General features: G+C 60.5%; 18 protein-coding genes. 13 read left to right on the top strand and 5 right to left on the bottom strand.

Translation table 11 applies throughout. From position 1 onward, the window contains the following. Positions 1 to 255: 255 nt before the first annotated feature. The 8 genes from gmk to QUE41_RS00505 all read left to right on the top strand — a co-directional run bounded on the left by gmk (position 256) and on the right by QUE41_RS00505 (position 10004). Positions 256 to 879, top strand: a complete 624-nt coding sequence (gene gmk, locus QUE41_RS00540; protein WP_286341082.1) for a guanylate kinase — start codon at positions 256 to 258, stop codon at positions 877 to 879. Between the two features lie 59 nt (positions 880 to 938). Next, a complete protein-coding gene (gene rpoZ, locus QUE41_RS00535; RefSeq protein WP_028109328.1) occupies positions 939 to 1217 on the top strand; it encodes a DNA-directed RNA polymerase subunit omega in 279 nt (92 codons plus the stop codon). 21 nt (positions 1218 to 1238) lie between these two features. Continuing rightward, positions 1239 to 3338, top strand: coding sequence for a bifunctional GTP diphosphokinase/guanosine-3',5'-bis pyrophosphate 3'-pyrophosphohydrolase (gene spoT, locus QUE41_RS00530; protein ID WP_286341081.1), 2100 nt, complete (start codon positions 1239 to 1241; stop codon positions 3336 to 3338). 19 nt (positions 3339 to 3357) lie between these two features. Further along, the gene (gene ridA / locus QUE41_RS00525; protein ID WP_286341080.1) at positions 3358 to 3741 is read left to right on the top strand and encodes a deaminase RidA; all 384 of its coding nucleotides are present in this window, start codon (positions 3358 to 3360) and stop codon (positions 3739 to 3741) included. 76 nt (positions 3742 to 3817) lie between these two features. Continuing rightward, a complete protein-coding gene (gene trmH, locus QUE41_RS00520) occupies positions 3818 to 4525 on the top strand; it encodes a tRNA (guanosine(18)-2'-O)-methyltransferase TrmH (RefSeq protein ID WP_286341079.1) in 708 nt (235 codons plus the stop codon). A 436-nt stretch (positions 4526 to 4961) separates the two neighbouring features. Then, the gene (locus QUE41_RS00515) at positions 4962 to 6635 is read left to right on the top strand and encodes an AMP-binding protein (RefSeq protein ID WP_286341078.1); all 1674 of its coding nucleotides are present in this window, start codon (positions 4962 to 4964) and stop codon (positions 6633 to 6635) included. 111 nt (positions 6636 to 6746) lie between these two features. After that, a complete protein-coding gene (gene recG, locus QUE41_RS00510) occupies positions 6747 to 8822 on the top strand; it encodes an ATP-dependent DNA helicase RecG (protein ID WP_502876008.1) in 2076 nt (691 codons plus the stop codon). Positions 8823 to 9128: 306 nt separating this feature from the next. Continuing rightward, a complete protein-coding gene (locus QUE41_RS00505; protein WP_286341076.1) occupies positions 9129 to 10004 on the top strand; it encodes a DUF3014 domain-containing protein in 876 nt (291 codons plus the stop codon). Between the two features lie 71 nt (positions 10005 to 10075). On the opposite strand, the gene QUE41_RS00500 is transcribed toward QUE41_RS00505, so the two are convergent. After that, the gene (locus tag QUE41_RS00500; RefSeq protein WP_286341075.1) at positions 10076 to 10927 is read right to left on the bottom strand and encodes a bifunctional GNAT family N-acetyltransferase/hotdog fold thioesterase; all 852 of its coding nucleotides are present in this window, start codon (positions 10925 to 10927) and stop codon (positions 10076 to 10078) included. A 160-nt stretch (positions 10928 to 11087) separates the two neighbouring features. Between QUE41_RS00500 and QUE41_RS00495 the strand changes: the two genes are divergently transcribed. After that, the gene (locus QUE41_RS00495; RefSeq protein WP_286341074.1) at positions 11088 to 11960 is read left to right on the top strand and encodes a chemotaxis protein; all 873 of its coding nucleotides are present in this window, start codon (positions 11088 to 11090) and stop codon (positions 11958 to 11960) included. Positions 11961 to 12032: 72 nt separating this feature from the next. Here the strand turns inward: QUE41_RS00495 and dtd are convergent, their stop codons facing one another. From dtd to QUE41_RS00480, 3 genes are all read right to left on the bottom strand, one after another. Further along, on the bottom strand, positions 12033 to 12470 hold the full coding sequence (gene dtd / locus QUE41_RS00490) for a D-aminoacyl-tRNA deacylase (protein WP_286341073.1): 438 nt from the start codon (positions 12468 to 12470) through the stop codon (positions 12033 to 12035). Between the two features lie 77 nt (positions 12471 to 12547). Continuing rightward, on the bottom strand, positions 12548 to 13078 hold the full coding sequence (locus QUE41_RS00485; RefSeq protein ID WP_286341072.1) for a hypothetical protein: 531 nt from the start codon (positions 13076 to 13078) through the stop codon (positions 12548 to 12550). Then, positions 13075 to 13950 (bottom strand): virulence factor BrkB family protein, encoded by an 876-nt coding sequence (locus QUE41_RS00480; protein WP_286341071.1) that lies wholly within the window; start codon positions 13948 to 13950, stop codon positions 13075 to 13077. The genes QUE41_RS00485 and QUE41_RS00480 overlap by 4 nt, the downstream gene beginning before the upstream one ends. Positions 13951 to 14076: 126 nt before the next feature. On the opposite strand from QUE41_RS00480, the gene QUE41_RS00475 reads away from it, so the two are divergent. The 4 genes from QUE41_RS00475 to QUE41_RS00460 all read left to right on the top strand — a co-directional run bounded on the left by QUE41_RS00475 (position 14077) and on the right by QUE41_RS00460 (position 17258). Beyond that, positions 14077 to 14946, top strand: a complete 870-nt coding sequence (locus QUE41_RS00475; RefSeq protein WP_286341070.1) for a DMT family transporter — start codon at positions 14077 to 14079, stop codon at positions 14944 to 14946. Positions 14947 to 15047: 101 nt separating this feature from the next. Beyond that, positions 15048 to 15266, top strand: coding sequence for a hypothetical protein (locus QUE41_RS00470; protein ID WP_286341069.1), 219 nt, complete (start codon positions 15048 to 15050; stop codon positions 15264 to 15266). Positions 15267 to 15275: 9 nt separating this feature from the next. Further along, the gene (locus QUE41_RS00465; protein WP_286341068.1) at positions 15276 to 15908 is read left to right on the top strand and encodes a DUF2959 domain-containing protein; all 633 of its coding nucleotides are present in this window, start codon (positions 15276 to 15278) and stop codon (positions 15906 to 15908) included. Positions 15909 to 16022: 114 nt separating this feature from the next. Then, positions 16023 to 17258: a 4Fe-4S binding protein gene (locus QUE41_RS00460; protein ID WP_286341067.1), complete on the top strand. Its 1236-nt coding sequence runs from the start codon at positions 16023 to 16025 to the stop codon at positions 17256 to 17258. Between the two features lie 67 nt (positions 17259 to 17325). On the opposite strand, the gene typA is transcribed toward QUE41_RS00460, so the two are convergent. Further along, complete coding sequence (typA, locus tag QUE41_RS00455; RefSeq protein WP_286341066.1) at positions 17326 to 19164, bottom strand: translational GTPase TypA; 1839 nt, start codon at positions 19162 to 19164, stop codon at positions 17326 to 17328. Positions 19165 to 19230 lie beyond the last annotated feature (66 nt).

Raw genomic sequence — 19230 nt, 5'->3', positions numbered from 1 at the left:
AGATTGAGCTAGAGTCACACCAGCACCGGCCCCAATCAAGAGGAATTGGCCACAGCCATGGATGTGCTCCCGTTTTCCTGCCCCAAACGGGTGATTTATCCACCCATTCATGGTAATTTACGCCGCCTCAGAATCAGGTGGCCGGCCCTTGCTTCTTGCCGCCACTGTCACTAGAACTTAGACACCGGTTTCCCCCGACCCTGCTTTGCAGAGGCGGCGGCCCGGTTTTAACTTTTTTTCAGGGTGGAATAAGCCATGACCCGTCGTGGAAACCTATTCATTGTATCGGCCCCCAGTGGTGCAGGTAAGTCGTCTCTCATCGGCGCCCTGCTCAAGGACAAGCCTGCGGACATGCAGGTGTCGGTCTCTCACACCACCCGAGCCCCCCGTCCCGGCGAAAGCGACGGCGTGCACTACCACTTCGTCGATAAGGAAGCGTTCAAGGCGCTGATCGATCAGGGCGCGTTTTTCGAGTGGGCAGAAGTATTCGGCAACTATTACGGCACTTCCCGCGTCACCATCGAGCAGACCCTGGATAAAGGGATCGACGTCTTTCTGGACATCGACTGGCAGGGCGCCCGTCAGGTGAAGGCTCTGATGCCCGAGGCGATCGGCATCTTCATTCTGCCCCCCTCGCGGCAGGAGCTGGAGCGCCGGCTCAACAGCCGCGGCCAGGACAGCGCCGACACCATCGCCGCCCGCATGGCGGATGCGGTGGATGAGATGAGTCACTATGATGAGTACGACTACCTGATCGTCAACGAAGATTTCGACACAGCACTGGCGGATCTCTCTGCCATTGTTTTGGCCAACCGACTGCATCTGGCTGGGCAAAAAACTGTCCACGGTGATATGCTAGATGATCTGTTGGCAGGCTAGTCAACTTCATGTACACTTTTGCGTCATTTTTTTAAGCTCAAACACAGGAGTTCCTTTTCATGGCACGCGTAACTGTTGAAGACGCCGTAGATAAGATTGGCAACCGTTTTGACCTGATCCTGGTCGCCTCTCGCCGTGCGCGTCAGCTGTCTGTAAACGGCAAGGAACCGCTGGTCGAGGAGCAGAACGATAAGCCCACTGTGATCGCCCTGCGCGAAATCGAAGCGGGTCTGATCGATGCCAAGACTCTGGATGAGCAAGAGCTGCAAGCTCAGCGCGAGCAGGAAGCGGCCGAGCTGGCTGCGGTAGCTGCCATCGCTGAAGGACGCACTCTGTAATTCCAGCACCGGGGGTCGTCGTTGTATCTGTTTGAAAGCCTGAGGGAACTGGTATCCAGCTATCTGGATCCTGAGCAGGTCGAGAATCTCACTCGAGCGTATATCACCGCCAGAGATGCCCATGATGGGCAAACCCGATCCAGCGGCGAGCCCTACATTACCCACCCGGTTGCGGTCACCCGCATCCTGGCGGAGATGCGTCTCGACTACGAGACCCTGGCCGCTGCCCTGATGCATGACGTCATCGAGGACACCGAGCTCACCAAAGAGGATCTGGCCGAACAGTTTGGCCCCTCGGTGGCTGAGCTGGTGGAGGGCGTCTCCAAGCTCGATAAGCTTAAGTTCCGCGACAAGAAGGAAGCCCAGGCGGAGAACTTCCGCAAGATGGTCCTGGCCATGGTGCAGGACATCCGGGTCATCCTGATAAAGCTCGCCGATCGCACCCACAATATGCGTACCCTGGGCTCTCTGCGCCCGGATAAGCGCCGTCGTATCGCCAGGGAAACCCTGGAGATCTACGCCCCCATCGCCAACCGTCTTGGTATCCACAACATCAAGAACGAGCTGGAAGACCTGGGCTTCTCCGCCCTCTACCCCATGCGCCATCGGGTACTGCGCGACACCCTGCAGGCCGCCAGCGGCAACCGCAAGGCGATCATGAACTCCATCCGCGAGGCGATCCTTGGTCGGCTGGATGAGGTGACCATCGAGGGTGAGGTCTATGGGCGGGAGAAAAACCTTTACTCCATCTACAACAAGATGGCGAATAAAGAGCTCCAGTTCCAAGAGGTGATGGACATCTACGCCTTTAGGGTGATCGTCAAAGACATCGACACCTGTTACCGGGTGCTCGGCGCCATGCACACCCTGTACAAACCGCGGCTGGATCGCTTCAAGGATTACATCGCCATCCCCAAGGCCAACGGCTACCAGAGCCTGCACACCTCCCTCTATGGCCCCCACGGGGTGCCGGTTGAGGTGCAGATCCGCACCGAAGACATGGATCAGATGGCCGACAAGGGTGTCGCCGCCCACTGGCTCTACAAGGGCGACGCCGAAGCCAACGCCACCACCGCCCAGGTTCGGGCGCGCAAATGGATGCAAAGTCTGCTGGAACTGCAGCAAAGTGCCGGCAACTCCTTCGAATTCATCGAAAACGTTAAGACCGATCTCTTCCCCGATGAGATCTACGTTTTCACCCCCACCGGCAAGATTCTGGAGCTGCCCCTGGGCGCCACGCCGGTGGACTTTGCCTATGCGGTGCACACCGATGTGGGCAATGGCGCCGTCGGCGCCAAGGTCAATCGTCACGCCTACCCTCTGAGCCAGCCACTGAAATCTGGCCAAACCGTGGAGATCATCACCGCACCGGGCGCCCGTCCCAACGCCGCCTGGCTGAACTTCGTGGTGACCGCCAAGGCCAGGGCCAAGATTCGTCACGTACTGAAGAATCTGCAGGACAGAGACGCCACCGCACTGGGCAAACGTCTGCTCAATCACGCCCTGGGCGACCTCACCCTGGAGGACATCTCCGCCGAGCGCATCGACCAGGTGGTGGCGGAATACCGCCACGACGAGTTCAATGGTCTGCTGGCTGACATCGGCCTGGGCAACGCCATGAGCCTGGTGGTCGCCCAGAAGCTCAAGGGCGAGCTGGAGTCCACCGAGGGCCGCGACAAGCTGCCGATTCGAGGCGCCGAGGGCGTACTGCTCTCCTTCGCCAAGTGCTGTCGACCCATTCCCGGCGACGACATCGTGGCCCACGTCAGCCCCGGCAAAGGGCTGGTGGTACACAGAGACACCTGCAGCAACATCCGTCGCGCCCGGGAAGTGGAGTCGGAAAAGTTCCTCAACGTGGAGTGGGATCAGGACAACCGGGAGGAGTACCTCACCGGCCTGAGGATGGACATCATCAACCATCAGGGGATCCTGGCCAAGCTCACCTCCATCATTGCGGCCTGCGACGCAAATATTCATAATCTCAACACCGAGGAGAAGGAGGGGCGGGTCTACACCATCACCCTGACGCTCACGGTGAAGAACCGGGTACACCTGGCCAATGTGATGCGTAAACTGCGGGTTCAGCCTGAAGTACTGAAGGTTGCACGCAGCCGTAACTGACAAACTCTGTGGGGACACCATGACCGACAAGCTCGTTATTGCCACCGACAAAGCACCTGCCGCCATCGGCACCTACTCCCAGGCCATCCGCGCCGGGGACACCGTCTACATCTCCGGCCAGATCCCTCTGGTCCCAGAAACCATGGAGATGGTGGGCGACGACTTCGATTCTCAGGTGGTCCAGGTGTTCGACAACCTGAAGGCGGTCTGCGAAGCCGCCGGCGGTGACCTGCAGAAGCTGGTGAAGCTGAACATCTACATGCTGGACCTGGCCAACTTCGCCAAGGTCAACGAGGTGATGGGCCAGTACATTCAACAGCCCTACCCCGCCCGTGCCGCCATCGGCGTCAAGGAGCTGCCCAAAGGCTCCCTGGTGGAGATGGATGCGGTGATGGTGCTCTAAACCAGATCCACACAGACCTATACTTTCGGGGGCGCATGGGCGCCCCCGGCTTCGTTTCTAACCTTAAGGAATCCCCATGAGCCCCGAACGCTTAGCTCGAATCAACGCCATGCTGGACAAGCGCCAGCCGGACCTGACCATCTGCATGGAGGAGGTCCACAAGCCGCACAACCTGGCGGCCATGGTGCGCACGGCCGATGCCGTCGGGGTTCACCAGGTGCACGCCATCTGGACTGATCAGAAAACCAAGCTCTCCGGCGGCACCGCCACCGGCAGTCAGAACTGGGTAGGCCTGAAGTCCCACGAATCGATCACCGACGCCATCCAGGCACTGCGCGAGCAGGGGATGCAGATCATCGCCACCAACCTGTCCGATACCGCCGTGGATTTCCGCGAGATCGACTACACCAAGCCCACCGCCATTCTGATGGGGCAGGAGAAGACCGGCATCACCCAGGAAGCCCTGGCCCTGGCGGATCAGGATGTGATCATCCCCATGGTGGGCATGGTGCAATCTTTGAACGTCTCCGTGGCCACCGCCCTGATGCTTTATGAGGCCCAGCGCCAGCGCCAGGAAGCGGGCATGTATGACAAGCGCACCCTGGACGACAGTGAGTGCCAGCGCCTGCTGTTTGAAGGCGGCCACCCCATCTTCGCCAAGATCTGCCGTCAGAAAGGGATCCCCTATCCCCGTGTCGATGACGAGGGCCAGATCGACGCCCCCGACGAGTGGTGGCAGAAGATCCAGATGACCAAGGATTCCTGGGAACACCTGGACGACTGATTCACCCATGCCGGAGCCGGGGGCGCACTGAGCGCCCTTCGGCCCACCCTGCTTCAACCCTCGCTCCTCCCACCGTCTCCCCCCGTCCCCTGCTCATTTTTTGCCCGGCCAAGGCCGCCGGCAGCAACTTCATCTCACTGGTGCAGGTAAACGGCAAAAAACAGGGTTACCCGCGGGCTACTGGTTCACCACCAAACGAACTCTCTGTTTATTCGCCCCTTTGTCGACGGAGATCACACAAATCCCGACTATCGCGACACCTTTACAGGTCGCCTCTGCCCACAAAGGCACAGAGATCGCACAAAAGGCGCTTTAAAAATGACCGTTTCCTGCTATTTTCAAGTGGTTAGACCGGTTTTTCGTATTCCGCCAGGAGAGCGGAATCCATAATCCCCACCAGGCGCGTGGCACAAAAAATACAGAAGAGGGACATCTGATGGCTGAAAGTTTCAAGACTCCGGTAGAGCTGCTGGATGAATGGGCCAGGGTACAGGGCGACAAGATCTATCTGCGCCAACCCAAACAGCGGACACTGCACGATTACTCCTGGTGCCAGGTCCACCAGATGGCCCACCGCCTGGCCGGCGCCCTGCACAAACTGGGGTTTGAAAAAGGGGATAAGATCGCCATCCTCTCGAAGAACTGCGCCGAGTGGTTCATCACCGACCTGGCGCTGATGGTGGGCGGCTTCATCAGTGTGCCCATCTATCCCACCGCCAACGTGGACACCATCAGCTACGTGCTCGATCACTCTGAAGCCAAGGGCATCCTGGTGGGCAAGCTGGACGATGGCCCTGAGCAGGAACCCGCCATCCCCGCCCACATCATCCGCATGGGCATGGGCTACGACGGCATCACCACCCAGTACCACTGGCAGCAACTGCTGGAGATGGCCGACCCGGTGGAGACCCACTACCCGGACGCCGACGAGGTGATGACCGTCATCTACACCTCAGGTTCCACCGGCAACCCCAAGGGTGCAGTGATGACCTTTGGCGCCTTCAGTTGGGCCGCAGACCGCCTCACCAAACACCTGGGCGGCACCCCCAAGGACAGGGTGATCTCCTACCTGCCCCTGGCGCACATCACCGAGCGGGCCTACATCTTCGGCAGCTCCATCGCCGGCGGCGGCACCGTCTACTTCGCTGAAAGTCTGGACACCTTCGTGGAGGATGTGCAGGTGGCCAACCCAGACTTCTTCCTGTCGGTGCCCAGGCTATGGACCCTGTTCCAGAAGAACATCATCGCCAAGGTGGGAGAGAGCAAGCTCAACCTGCTGTTGAACATCCCCATCCTCAACGCCTTCATTGCCCGCAAGATCCGCAAGCAGTTGGGGCTGAACAACGCCCGCATCCTGGGCTGCGGCTCGGCCCCGGTCTCCCCCTCCCTGCTGCACTGGTATCGCCGCATCGGCATGGACATCACCGAAGCCTGGGGCATGACGGAAAACGGCGCCTACGCCACCCTCAACTTCCCCTATAAGGCCGACAAGATCGGCAGTGTCGGCGCCCCAGGCATCGACTGTGAAGTGAAGATCGGCGACGACAACGAGCTGCTGTTCAAGAGCCCGGGCCTGTTCCGGGAGTACTACAAGCAGCCGGAAGCCACCGCCGAAGCCTTCGATGACGACGGCTATTTCCGCACCGGCGACCAGGCGGAGGTGGATGAAGACGGCTACGTCACCATCACCGGCCGGGTGAAGGACAACTTCAAGACCGCCAAAGGCAAGTTTGTTGCCCCTGTGCCTCTGGAGCGTAAGCTGGCTCAGGAGAGCCGCATCGAACTGCTCTGCGTCATCGGCTCGGGCCAGCCCTACCCAGTTGCCTTGGTGCAGCTGTCGGAAGCGGCCCGCGCGGAAACCCGCACCGAGGTGGAGATCGCCCTGCGCAGCATCTGTCGTCAGGTCAGCGGCACCATGGAGAGCCACTCTACCCTGGGCGGCATATTGGTGGTGGACGAGCCCTGGACAGTGGAAAACGACGTCCTCACCCCCACCCTGAAGATCAAACGCCACGTACTGGAGAAGCGCTACGGCCCGATGATCGGCCATATGCGTGACGATATGGTGGTGTGGGAAGACCAGCTCTCCAAGGCCGCCAAGGCCAGCTAATCAGTACCGAAAAACTCGGGGGCCCCAAGGGCCCCCGAACCATAAGGGGCTGATTCCCGTAGGCAGGACTGCTATTATCTGATCATATTTACAGTAGTTGTGGATAACAGAGTGACGGATCTGGCGGCTCTGCCCATCACCTCCCTCAAGGGTGTCGGCAGCAAAGTAGCAGAGAAATTGGCCAAAATTGGCATCGAATCGGTTCAGGACCTGCTGTTCCATTTGCCCCTGCGCTACGAAGACCGCACCCGGCTGTGGGCCATCGCCGAACTGATGCCCGGCATCCACGGCACAGTTGAAGGAGAGATCCTCTCCAGCAAGGTCACCTACGGCCGCAAACGGATGATGACCGTTAAGATGATGGACGCCAGTGGCAGCCTCACCCTGAGGTTCTTCAACTTTGCCATGGCCCAGAAAAACACCCTGCAAAACGGCAAGCGTATCCGCGCCTTCGGAGAGATCCGCCGCGGCCTCCACGGGCTGGAGATCATCCACCCCGAATACAGCCTGCCCGGCGAGAGCAATGGCCTGGAGCTGGAGGAGCGTCTCACCCCCATCTACCCCACCACCGAAGGCCTGAAGCAGCTGAGCCTGCGCAAACTGGCCGAGCAGGCGGTGGACAAGCTGCGCAGTGCCAGGGTCCCCGAGCTGTTGCCCGACGGGCTCTACGATCAGCAGATGAGTATGGAGCAGGCCCTGGAGTACGTGCACCGCCCTCCGGCAGATGCGGATGTGGAGCTGCTGGCGGAAGGACAGCACCCGACGCAGCAGCGACTGGCCATGGAGGAACTGCTGGCACAGAACCTCTCCATGCTGCAGCTGCGCCAGAGCGCCGACGAACACAGTGCCCTGCCCCTGACCATGGACACCGCCCTGGAGAACGACTTCCTGGCCCGGCTCCCCTTCGAGCCCACCGGTGCCCAGAAGCGGGTGGTGGCCGAGATCCGCACCGACCTGGCCGCCAGTCAGCCGATGATGCGCCTGGTTCAGGGAGACGTAGGCTCAGGCAAGACCCTGGTGGCAGCCCTGGCGGCGCTCACCGCCCTGAGTCAGGGGCGTCAGGTCGCCCTGATGGCCCCCACCGAACTGCTGGCCGAGCAGCATGCCCTGGCCTTTGCCAACTGGTTGGAACCCCTGGGGTATCCGGTCGCCTGGCTGGCCGGTAAGCTCAAGGGTAAGGCCCGGGAGCAGACCCTGGCCCACGTGGCCGACGGCACCGCCAAGATGATTGTCGGCACCCATGCCATCTTCCAGGATCAGGTCAGCTTCGACCACCTGGCGCTGATCATCATCGATGAACAGCACAGGTTCGGGGTGCATCAGCGGCTGGAGCTGAGGGAGAAGGGCCTCAAAGAGGGCAACTATCCCCATCAACTGATCATGACCGCCACCCCCATCCCCCGGACTCTGGCGATGACCGCCTATGCAGACCTGGACACCTCGGTCATCGACGAACTGCCCCCGGGGCGGACGCCGGTCACCACGGTGGCCATCGGCGACAACCGCCGCCACGAAGTGGTGGAGCGGGTGCGTCAGGCCTGCAAGGAGCAGGGCAGACAGGCCTACTGGGTCTGCACCCTAATCGACGAATCCGAGGTGCTGCAGTGCCAGGCCGCCGAGGACACTGCCGTTGAGCTAGGGGAACAACTGTCTGATTTACAGGTCGGATTGGTACATGGCCGGATGAAATCGGCAGAGAAACAGCAGGTGATGGATAGGTTCAAGTCCGGTGACCTGGATCTGCTGGTGGCCACCACGGTAATCGAGGTCGGGGTGGATGTGCCCAACGCCAGCCTGATGATCATTGAAAACCCGGAGCGACTGGGCCTGGCCCAGTTGCACCAGCTCAGAGGCCGGGTCGGCCGGGGCAGCACCGCCAGCCACTGTGTGCTGCTCTACCATCCGCCCCTGTCCAAAACTGCCCAGGCCCGCATCGGCGTGCTTCGGGAAAGCAATGACGGCTTCGTCATCGCTCAGCGGGATCTGGAGATTCGCGGCCCCGGCGAGGTGCTGGGCACCAAGCAGACCGGCTTGGCGGATCTTAAGATTGCCGACCTGGTTCGGGATGGCGCCCTCATCCCCCAGGTGAAGCGATTGGCGGAACACCTGATGCGGAAACACCCCCAAAGTGTGCAGCCGCTTATAGATAGGTGGTTAAAAGGGCGGGAGATTTACAGCCAAGCCTAGGGCCTGTTGACCCTTGGCAAAGTCATTTGCGCCAACGTCGAAGAGACTCATAGCCCAAGCGCTGAGAGTGAACGTCGCGCTGGCCAGAAACAAGCGATGAGTTGGCGCCCTGCGGGGCCGGACTAATGACCCTCACTCAGCGTCGTTCGATCTGGACGTAGAACCACTATGCCTGCAATCGAACTCCTTGATTGAATGTCATTATTCTCGGCCAACTAAACACCACCAAAGTTCAACAGACCCTAGACAGCCCGGGCTAATTTTGCACAATGGAAGTCCGGGTCGGCACAGGAGTAGAGAGACCAGATGAATTCCAACGAACGCGATACCTCCAGTTCCAGCAGCAACACCCTCATGATGGGGGCGGTGGCGCTGGTGATCCTGCTCAGCGTCGGCGCCTGGGTGTACCTGGCCGGCGAGCCGGAAGCACCTCAGGTCACCGCCGATCCCATTGAGCCGGTGATCGAGCCTGCGGTGGAGGTGCCTGCCGAGCCGCTGCCGACCGAGCCCGTGGTCGAGCCCGAGCCTGAGCCGGAACCCGTGGTCGAGCCCGAGCCCGTTGTGGAGCCCGAACCCCAGCCTGAGCCCGAACCTGAAATCGTCCTGCCCAGCCTGGGAGAGTCCGATGATTTCGCCAAGGGTGAGCTGAATAAACTGGCCGATGGCATGCAGCTGGGCCAGTTCCTGGTCTCCGACAGCCTGGTACGCCGCTTCGTCAGCCTGGTGGACAACCTGGCCGAGGGCAACGTACTGCGCACCCAGGGGCCGTTTAAGAAGCTCACTGAAGAGTTCAAGGCGGTGGACGTCAACGGCCAGCTCTACCTGGATCCCGACGGCTTCCACCGTTTCGATGCCTACACCAGCTTCCTCTACCGTCTGGATGAGCAGGCACTGCGCGACAGCTACCTGTTGATGGAACCGCTGTTTGAGCAGGCCTACGCCGAACTGGGCTACAGCGACGGCTTCCGTGACCGGATGATGGACGCCATCAACCTGATGCTGGCCGCCCCTGAGATGGACACCGCCCTGGCCCTGGAGAGCCACTCGGTGAACTACACCTTCCAGGACGAACAGCTGGAGGAGATGAGCGACGCCGAGAAGCTGATGCTGCGCATGGGTCCGGACAACGCCGGAAAACTCAAGTCCACCCTGCGCCGCTTCAAGGCCGCCATGAACGACTGAGTTGCCCCAGGATCAATAAAGCCCCGCACTGCGGGGCTTTGCTGTTTATAGGGCAGGAAAAAACGACGCCCTCACCCCTTGGGCGGCAACACCGCAAACAGTGCCTCCAGGGTCAGCCCATCCGCCAGCTCAATAGTCAGGGGCACCTTGGCATTGCGCCCCAGGGCCAGCCGCGACAAGTCCAGCTCCTCGGCCCGGACCCAGGCATGGGGGATGTCACGTACCGGCTTGCTGTATTTGACCTCGGCTCGGGCCAGGACAATCTCCCCCTCAACACCCTTGAGCTGCAACTCCAGCCAGACCCGTCCCCAGCCTGTCAGGGTGGCCTGGGTGTAACCGGCACCGGCGAACAGGGTGCCATGAAGATTACAGCCCCGCTCGAAGCTGGCCCGGGTCTCGAATCTCTGGCCGTCGAAGCTCACCCCCTCCACTTGCATAAACTCGGAGACCGGGATGGTCTGATGCCAGGTCTGGGTCAGCCGGGTCACGGCCCCAGGCAAAAGCCTGGCCATGCGGCGGTGACCTATGCTGTCAAACAGGGTGTGCCCCGGCCCCAGATCCCGGTAGCCTCTGGCCTGATAGAAGCCGACCTGGTCTTCTCTGGATTGCAGCTCAATGGCCTCCAGCCCGGTCTCTTGTGCGGCCTGCTCTAGGGCAGCCAGCAGTTTGGCACCCAATCCCTGTCCCTGAGCCCCAGGCTCCACCGCCATAAAGCGTATCTGACCACGCAACGGACTGAGCCGATGCAAACGCCCGGTCGCCACCACCCTGCCCTGCTCATCCACCAGAACCCGATGTATCGCCTCAGCCTCCAGCTCATCCCGCTCACTGCCCTTGGGCTGTCCCGAGGGGGCCCGGAGCAGGCGATATCTCAACTCGAATGCCTGGGACAATTGATCTGGTGTTGGGGCAAGCAGCTTCATCGATGGCCATAACCTGTTTCAGAGCAAATAAGCGGTGAGAATATCACAGTTAAACTGGACACCCTGACCCGACCAAGGCATCTTGGGCGAACCGCGGATTCAAGCCTGTGCCGCGGTGGTCGATATAACTAATAATCTGCCGTCTGTTGGAATTTGTGGGATGACTAAAGAGAACAATCGCCAGGAGTTTCTGGTATTCACCCTGGGCCCTAAACGCGCCTTTGCCATCACGACCCTGAAAGTCAGGGAGATTGTTACTACCCGCCAGTTCAACCAGATTCCGGGAAGCCATCCCTGTGTGGTGGGCACCATGCCTCTGCGCGGCCACACCCTGACGGTGATCGACCTGGCCAGTGCCATCGGCATGAGGCCCGATGACTGCAAGCAGGTGGTGGTCTGTGAGGTTCAGGGCAAATTCTTCGGATTGCTGGTCACCGGCATCGACACCATCCACTACTGCAACAGCGACGATGTGGCCGCCATGCCCACCAAGCTGGGGGATTCCAGCTACAGCTCAGGCGTGATTCGCCGTGAGCATGACCTGGTGCAGGTGCTGGATCTGGAGCGCATCCTCAACGAAACCGTCGGGCTCAACGCCAACAAGCAGGTGGACGACTTTATCCTGACCCCGGAGACTCTGGCAGAGATCCGTGGCCAACGCATCCTGATCTGCGACGATTCCCGCTTCGCCCGCCGTCAGCTGGCCATGGTGCTGGAGCAACATGGCATCGACTATCACAGTGCCCCCAATGGCCGCGCCGCCCTGGAAACTCTGCAGCATCAGGCCAATGTCGGCCAACCCATTCAGATCCTGGTCTCCGACATCGAGATGCCGGAGCTGGACGGCTACCAACTGGCCACCACGGTGCGCGGCGAGGAGTGCCTCAAGGAGACCTACATCATCCTGCACACCTCCCTCAACAGCGATGTCTGCCGCCGCTACACCGAGAACAGCGGTGCCAACGAAGGCCTGTGCAAGTTCGATCCGGAAGCCCTGTTGTCGGCCATCGCCCGGGGCGCCAACCACGACTGAGTCTGGTCAGCACACACAGAAACGCCGCGGAGTCCGCGGCGTTTTTCGTTGTTGCAGCTTGTCGACGCGGCACTAAACCTGCAAGTGGAAGGTCACCGGCCCATCGTTGGTCAGCGACACCTGCATGTCGGCGGCAAACTCGCCGGTCTCCACCTCCATCCCTGTGCTGCGGCAGTAGGCGACAAACTCTTCGTACAGGGCCTTGGCCTGATCCGGCTTGCCGGCGCCGGAGAAGCTGGGGCGCAGTCCCTTGCCGGTATCCGCCGCCAGGGTGAACTGACTCACCACCAGCAGCTTGCCTTCCGCCTGGCGGACATTCAGGTTCATCTTGCCCTCATCGTCACTGAAGATGCGGTACTTCATCACCTTGTCCGCCAGCTTGCGCATCCGCTCGCCGTCGTCCTGTTGCTCTACCCCCAGGAGGACCAGCAATCCCCGGTCGATCTCGCCGGTGATGCGCCCCTCAACTTCCACCTTGGCGGTGGACACCCGCTGCACTAATGCGATCATCTGTTACCTCTTCTGATTCAGCGCATCAGTGTGGCGAAGTGTGCCTGCCAACTCAAGGGACAAGCGGCCACTTGGTCCTAGAGGTCGCCCAGTTTCACCTCTTTGGCCATGGGCTGGGCCTGAGGGAACTGCTGACGCACCAGCGCCAGTCCCTGGTTGGTCCAGGCCATGAACCGGGTCAGTTCCAGCAGGCTGATCTCATCCACGAAAGTGGCAGAACCGCGTACCTCGATGGCTCGGCCCTCCTGACGGACAATGAACTTGGCGAAGTCCAGCTGCTGGTTCAGCTTGCCGATCACCAGCAGCAGCTCAGGGGTCTGAGCCAGATCCGGGTGCAACAGGTAGTACTTGGTGATCACCACCCGATCCAGGCTGTCCGGCAGCATCCTTGGCTGCAGCATAAAGTGGCTGCCGTCATACTCCACCAGCAACCTGTCCGCCGCGGCCCGCTTCACCTGATAGGACTCCGTCTCAAGCGCCGCCAGCAGGGCATCGGTCGCCTGCTCATTGTTCTTGCCGCTCAGGTCGATGCGGTCCTGGGACTGGCCTGTGGCCGCGCACCCTGTCACCAGCATCAACATCACGATCGCCATCCAATGTTTCATCATTTCACGTCCTTTTGTGGTTCGGTCACGGCAAAGAACTCGGGCAGGGAGGCGGTGACCTCGGCTCCCAGCAGGAGGATCATCCAGGAAAGATAGACCCAGACGAAGAGAATGGGAATGACGGCCAGGGCACCATAGATCGCCTCATAGGAGGGGAAGGTAGTGATGTACCAGGCAAAACCCCGCTTGCCCGCCTCAAACAGCAGAGCCGCCACCACGGCGCCGGTCAGGGCATGGTGAAAGCGCACCTGGGCATTGGGCACCAGAGAGTAGATCAACACAAAGGCCAGCACCGACAGCAGGAAGGGCAGTTTGGCCATGAAGAAGGGCACCATCCCGGACAATCCCACATCGGAAAGCAACTTGAGTGACACCAGGTAGGAGGTCATGGCGATGCTGGCCCCCATCAGAATGGGCCCCAGAGTCAGGATCATCCAGTACATGGAGAAGGAGTACACCCAGCGGCGTCGCTGCTGGATGCGCCAGATCTGGTTCAGCGCCTTGTCGATGGCGGAGATCAGCGCCAGGGCCACCACCGCCAGGAACACCACCCCCACGGCGGTCATCCTGGAGGCGTTGGCAACGAACTCGGTCAGATACTGCTGCACCACGCCACTGGCCGTGGGCACGAAGTTGGTGTAGACAAACTGCTCCACCTGCTCCTTCACCCCGACGAAACCGGGAAACGCGGAAAAGATGGACAGCACCACCGCCATCAGGGGCACCAGGGAGAGCAGGGTCATGTAGGCCAGGTAGCCCGAAGTCACCTGCAGGCGATTCTCCATGCTGCGCCGGAACAGAAAGCGAAAATAGGCGGGAATCCGCCGCCAGGGGAAGCTCTGCCACTGCAGCCGCGCCCGGGTGATGATGTTCATAGTAAGCCTAAGTTTTTTCTCTATAAATGGATCATAACACCGGGAACCGACCTGTACAGAGTTCCGTCAGTTGACCCGGGGGTATCCACCCCCTATAGTGCGCCTCTCTTGCCCCCGGAGAGCCCCATGCCCAGCGCACCCAATCAGAACCTCAGCGTTTACTATGCCTTGATGTCGGCCCTGGGGTTCGCCCTGATGTCCGCCTGCGTCAAGCTGGCCAGTGCCCGGGGCATTCCCGTACTGGAGATAGTCGCCGCCCGGGCCCTGGTCTCGGTGCTGCTCAGCTACCTGGATATCCGTCGCAAGGGGCTGGCGCCTTTGGGCAACAACAAACCGCTGCTGCTGGCCCGAGGCGCCACCGGCGCCCTGGCACTGATCTGCGTCTACTACGCCGTCACCACCCTGCCCCTGGCGGAGGCGACCCTGCTGCAGTATCTGCACCCGGTGTTCACCGCCCTGCTGGCCTTCCATTTCCTCGGGGAGCGAATCCATCGCTTTACCCTGATCTGCATCGCCCTCTCCCTGGCGGGACTGAGCGCCATGATGGTGCCTGTATGGTCGGCAACGGACAACGCCCTGCCCCTGCTGAGCATAGGCGCCGGCCTGATGGGCGCCTGCGGCAGCGCCGTGGCCTACATCCTGGTGAAGAAGCTGAGCAAAACCGAGGACAGCTCGGTGATCATCCTCTACTTCCCCATGCTGGCCCTGCCCCTGTCGCTGGTGCTGCTCGGTGACAACCTGGTGATCCCAGACTGGGAGACCCTGGGCCTGCTGCTGCTGGTCGGGGTCTTTACTCAGGTCGGCCAGGTGGGCCTGACCAAGGCGCTGCAGGGTGAAGTGGCCAACCGGGTAGTGGCCTACTCCTATGTGCAGATCCTGTTCTCCATCGCCCTGGGCTGGCTGGTGTTTGCCGAGATCCCCACCCAATGGACCCTGATGGGCGGCGGACTGATCCTGGGCGGCGCCCTGTTCAACCTCCTGGGACGCAATCGCTAACACACTCGCCTTGCTCCAGGTTGCTTGGGTGTTAACATAACTGTCTAAACTACTGAGTTATCAGCACCCTCCCACAGGACGAGGGAAGCAAGGAGGTTTGTATGTCCCAACAGGGTTCCGCCGGCAATGTCATCGCCGCCATCTGCAGTTTCTTCATTCCCGGCCTGGGTCAGCTGGTGCAGGGACGGATACTGCCGGCACTGCTGTTTTTCGTTTTTGTCAGCTCCGGCTACTTCTTCTACTTTTTGGTCATCCCCGCGGTGATCGCCGCCGTGCTGCACCTGTGGTGCATCATCGACGCCGCCCGCTACCGCAGTTAAGGAGCCCTCATGCGTTTTCTTATCCTTGCCCTGGCCCTGATGCTCAGTGGCTGCCAATCCGCCTACTACGCTGCCGCTGAGCAGGTGGGCTACCACAAGCGTGAGATCCTCACCGACCGGGTAGAGAGTGCTCAGGAGAGTCAGAAAGAGGCTCAGGAGCAGTTCAGCTCTGCCCTGGAACAGCTGAAGACTCTGGTGGATTTCGAGGGCGGCGACCTGGAATCTGTGTACGACCAGGTGCGTGGCGAGTACGAAGCGTCAGAGAGTGCCGCCAACGAGGTGTCTGAGCGCATCGATGCCATCGACCATGTGGCCGGAGCCATGTTCGACGAGTGGCAGGATGAGCTGGAGCAGTATCAGTCCTCCTCTCTGCGCCGCAACAGTGAAAAGCAGCTGCGCTCCACCCAGAGGCAATACGACAAGATGCTCAGCAGCATGCGCCGGGCCGAAGCCAAGATGGAGCCGGTACTGGCCCGACTGAAAGACAACGAGCTCTATCTGAAGCACAACCTCAACGCCCGCGCCGTCATTGCCATCGGCAATGAATTCGGCGACCTCAAGCAGGAGATTCAGTCCCTCATAACTGAGATGAATCGTGCTATTGCTGAATCTGACGAGTTCATTCAGACCCTGGGACAATAAAGATTTGGTTTCCATGCCAAACTGTTAAATGGGTCTAAAATCCACACATCAGCCCCTGCTTTAGCGGGCAAGGGCTGAGATACTTATGGCCATCTGAATCCATATGGATGGCCCATGTCCTTTCTCGAGTCCCTGCTTTTGCTCACCGGCTGCACCGTGGCCCTGGGCATTCTCATTACCCTGAGCCGCTCGCTCGGGTTGGTCACCACTGTGCTGACCGCGGGACTGGGACTGCTACTGGCCAGGGATGCCCTGCTGCTGTTGGCGGCATTGTGCTTCCTGATGACTCTGGGCGCCGGCCGCCAGCTGATGCCCAACCGGCGGCCCTCGCGCACCCTGGATCACTTCGACCGATTGCGGCAGATGACCCAGAACGCCTTCGCCGTAGCCATGGTGGTGATCGCCATCCAGTACGGCCTGTACGCCATGCAGATGGAGGCGGGCAGCGTCTGGCTGACCCGGCCCAGTGTGGTGGACATCTACCTGCCGGTCACCGCCGGCATCTCCCTGCGGGCCTGGGTTGAGCAGGGGGTGCTGGACCACCAGCATCCCGCCGCCCTGGTGATGTTCCTGGCACTGATGGCCTCGGCCCTGGTGACCAAGCGCGCCTTCTGCAGCTGGATCTGCGCCGTCGGCTTTATCTCCGAGCTGATCTATCGCCGCGGTCATAAGGCGGTGAAAAGTGGTATCCGCATCCCCAACTGGCTGGACAGCGGCCTGCGTATGACCAAATACGGCGTGCTGATCTGGCTGCTGACCCTGGTGCTGGAGATCCCCTCAATCGAGCTGGCCTCCTACCTGGACAGCGACAAGCACCTGATGGCGGACCTCTCCATGTGGAAGCAGTTCACCCACCCCAATGTGGTGATGATGGTGCTGCTGGCGATGTTGCTGCTGCTGTCGGTGGTCAAGCGCAACGCCTTCTGCCGCTACTTCTGCCCCTATGGCGCCCTGATGGGGGCCCTCTCCCTGCTGAGCCCCTTCAAGATCCGCCGTGACCGCGCCACCTGCCTGAGGGAGAGCGAAGGCAAGGATTGCAGCAAGTGCCACCAGGCCTGCCCCTCTCAAATCCCGGTACACCGTCTGGATACGGTCAACGTGGATGAGTGCCACGCCTGCCATCGCTGTGCCCAGGCCTGCCCACAGAAGGGCGCCCTGACCCTGTCACTGCCGGGGCGATACCTGCCCCTGAAGCCCTCGGTGATCCTGTTCATGCTGCTGATGTTTGTCGCCGTGGTGCCCCTGCTCAGCTACCTGAGCGGCTACTGGCAGAGCAGCACTCCGGAGCAGATTCGCCAGTCCATCCTCCCCCAGCTGGAAACCCTGACCCTGCTGCCCGAGGCGGAGTAATTCCAGGCAAACGCACACCATAAAAAAAGGGCCGCAAATGCGGCCCTTTTTGATCCCTTGAGAGGAATTACTTCTTCGCTTCGCGGGAAGCACGCTTACGATCAGACTCGGTCAGCAGCTTCTTACGGATGCGGATGCTCTCCGGGGTCACTTCCACCAGCTCGTCGTCATCGATGAACTCCAGAGCCTGCTCCAGGGTCATCTTGATGGGCGGAGTCAGAACCTGAGCATCGTCGGTGCCGGAGGCACGGACGTTGGTCAGCTGCTTGCCCTTGAGCACGTTCACGGTCAGGTCGTTGTCACGGCTGTGGATACCCACCACCATGCCTTCGTACACCTCAACACCGTGACCGATCATCAGGCGACCGCGCTCCTGCAGGTTGAACAGGGCGTTGGTCAGGGCCTTACCTGTGGCATTGGCGATCAGTACGCCGTTGATGCGCTGACCGATGTCGCCACCCTTGTGAGGGCCGTACTTGAAGAAGGTGTGGTAGATCAGGCCGGTACCAGAGGTCAGAGTCATGAACTCGGTCTGGAAGCCGATGAGGCCGCGAGAAGGCATGATGAAGTCCATGCGGATACGACCCTTGCCGTCAGGAGCCATGTCGGTCAGCTCAGCCTTACGCAGACCCAGCTTCTCCATGATGCTGCCCTGGTTCTCCTCTTCCACGTCCACGGTCACGGTCTCGTAGGGTTCTTCCAGCACACCGTCAACGGTACGCAGAATCACCTCGGGGCGGGATACCGCCAGCTCGTAACCTTCACGGCGCATGTTCTCGATCAGAACACCCAGGTGCAGTTCACCACGGCCGGAAACACGGAACTTGTCCGGATCATCAGTCTCTTCCACGCGCAGGGCAACGTTGTGCACCAGCTCTTTCTGCAGACGCTCCAGAATGTTACGGGAGGTCACGTACTTACCTTCCTGGCCGGAGAACGGGGAGGTGTTCACCTGGAAGGTCATGGTCACAGTGGGCTCATCCACAGACAGGGCAGGCAGAGCCTCCACTTCGTTGGGGCAGCACACGGTGTCGGAGATCTTCAGCTCACCCAGGCCGGAGATGGCGATGATGTCGCCCGCCTGAGCTTCTTCAACTTCGTGACGCTCCAGACCCAGGTAACCCAGAACCTGGCCAACCTTACCGTTACGGATGGTGCCGTTGGCGCAGTTGATGGTCACCTGCTGACCCACCTTCACCTTACCGCGGCTCACACGGCCAACGCCGATTACGCCAACGTAGGAGTTGTAGTCCAGCTGAGAGATCTGCATCTGGAAGGAACCGTCCACGTCGCCCTGGGGCGCTTCCACCTGCTCGACAATGGTTTCGAACAGAGGAGTCATGTCGGTACCGGTCTCTTCGGCGTCATGGGAGGCCCAGCCGTTCAGAGCGGAGGCGTACACCACTTGGAAGTCCAGCTGCTCATCGGTGGCACCCAGGTTGTCAAACAGGTCGAATACCTGGTCCATCACCCAGTCGGGACGGGCACCTGGTTTGTCGATCTTGTTGATGACCACGATAGGCTTCAGACCCTGGGCAAACGCCTTCTGGGTTACGAAGCGAGTCTGGGGCATGGGGCCCTCTTGAGCGTCCACCAGCAGCAGTACGCTGTCCACCATGGACATTACCCGCTCTACCTCACCACCGAAATCGGCGTGTCCGGGAGTGTCCACGATGTTGATGCGGTAGTCGTTCCACTTGATGGCAGTGTTCTTAGCCAGAATGGTGATACCGCGTTCTTTTTCCAGATCGTTGGAGTCCATCACCCGCTCATCCAGCTCGGTGCGGCTCTCCAGGGTTCCGGACTGCTGCAGCAGCTTGTCTACCAAGGTGGTTTTACCGTGGTCGACGTGCGCAATGATCGCAATATTTCTTAATTTATCCAGCACTGTTCTGCCTGGCTCCATATTAGGTTGCATCAAAAAGGCGGCCATTCTACTCTGTCATCACGCATCAGGACAGTGCTTTTTTTC

The sequence above is a fragment of the Ferrimonas sp. YFM genome (assembly GCF_030296015.1).
Lineage (GTDB): Bacteria > Pseudomonadota > Gammaproteobacteria > Enterobacterales > Shewanellaceae > Ferrimonas.
This window is presented reverse-complemented; position numbering and strand designations above follow the sequence as displayed.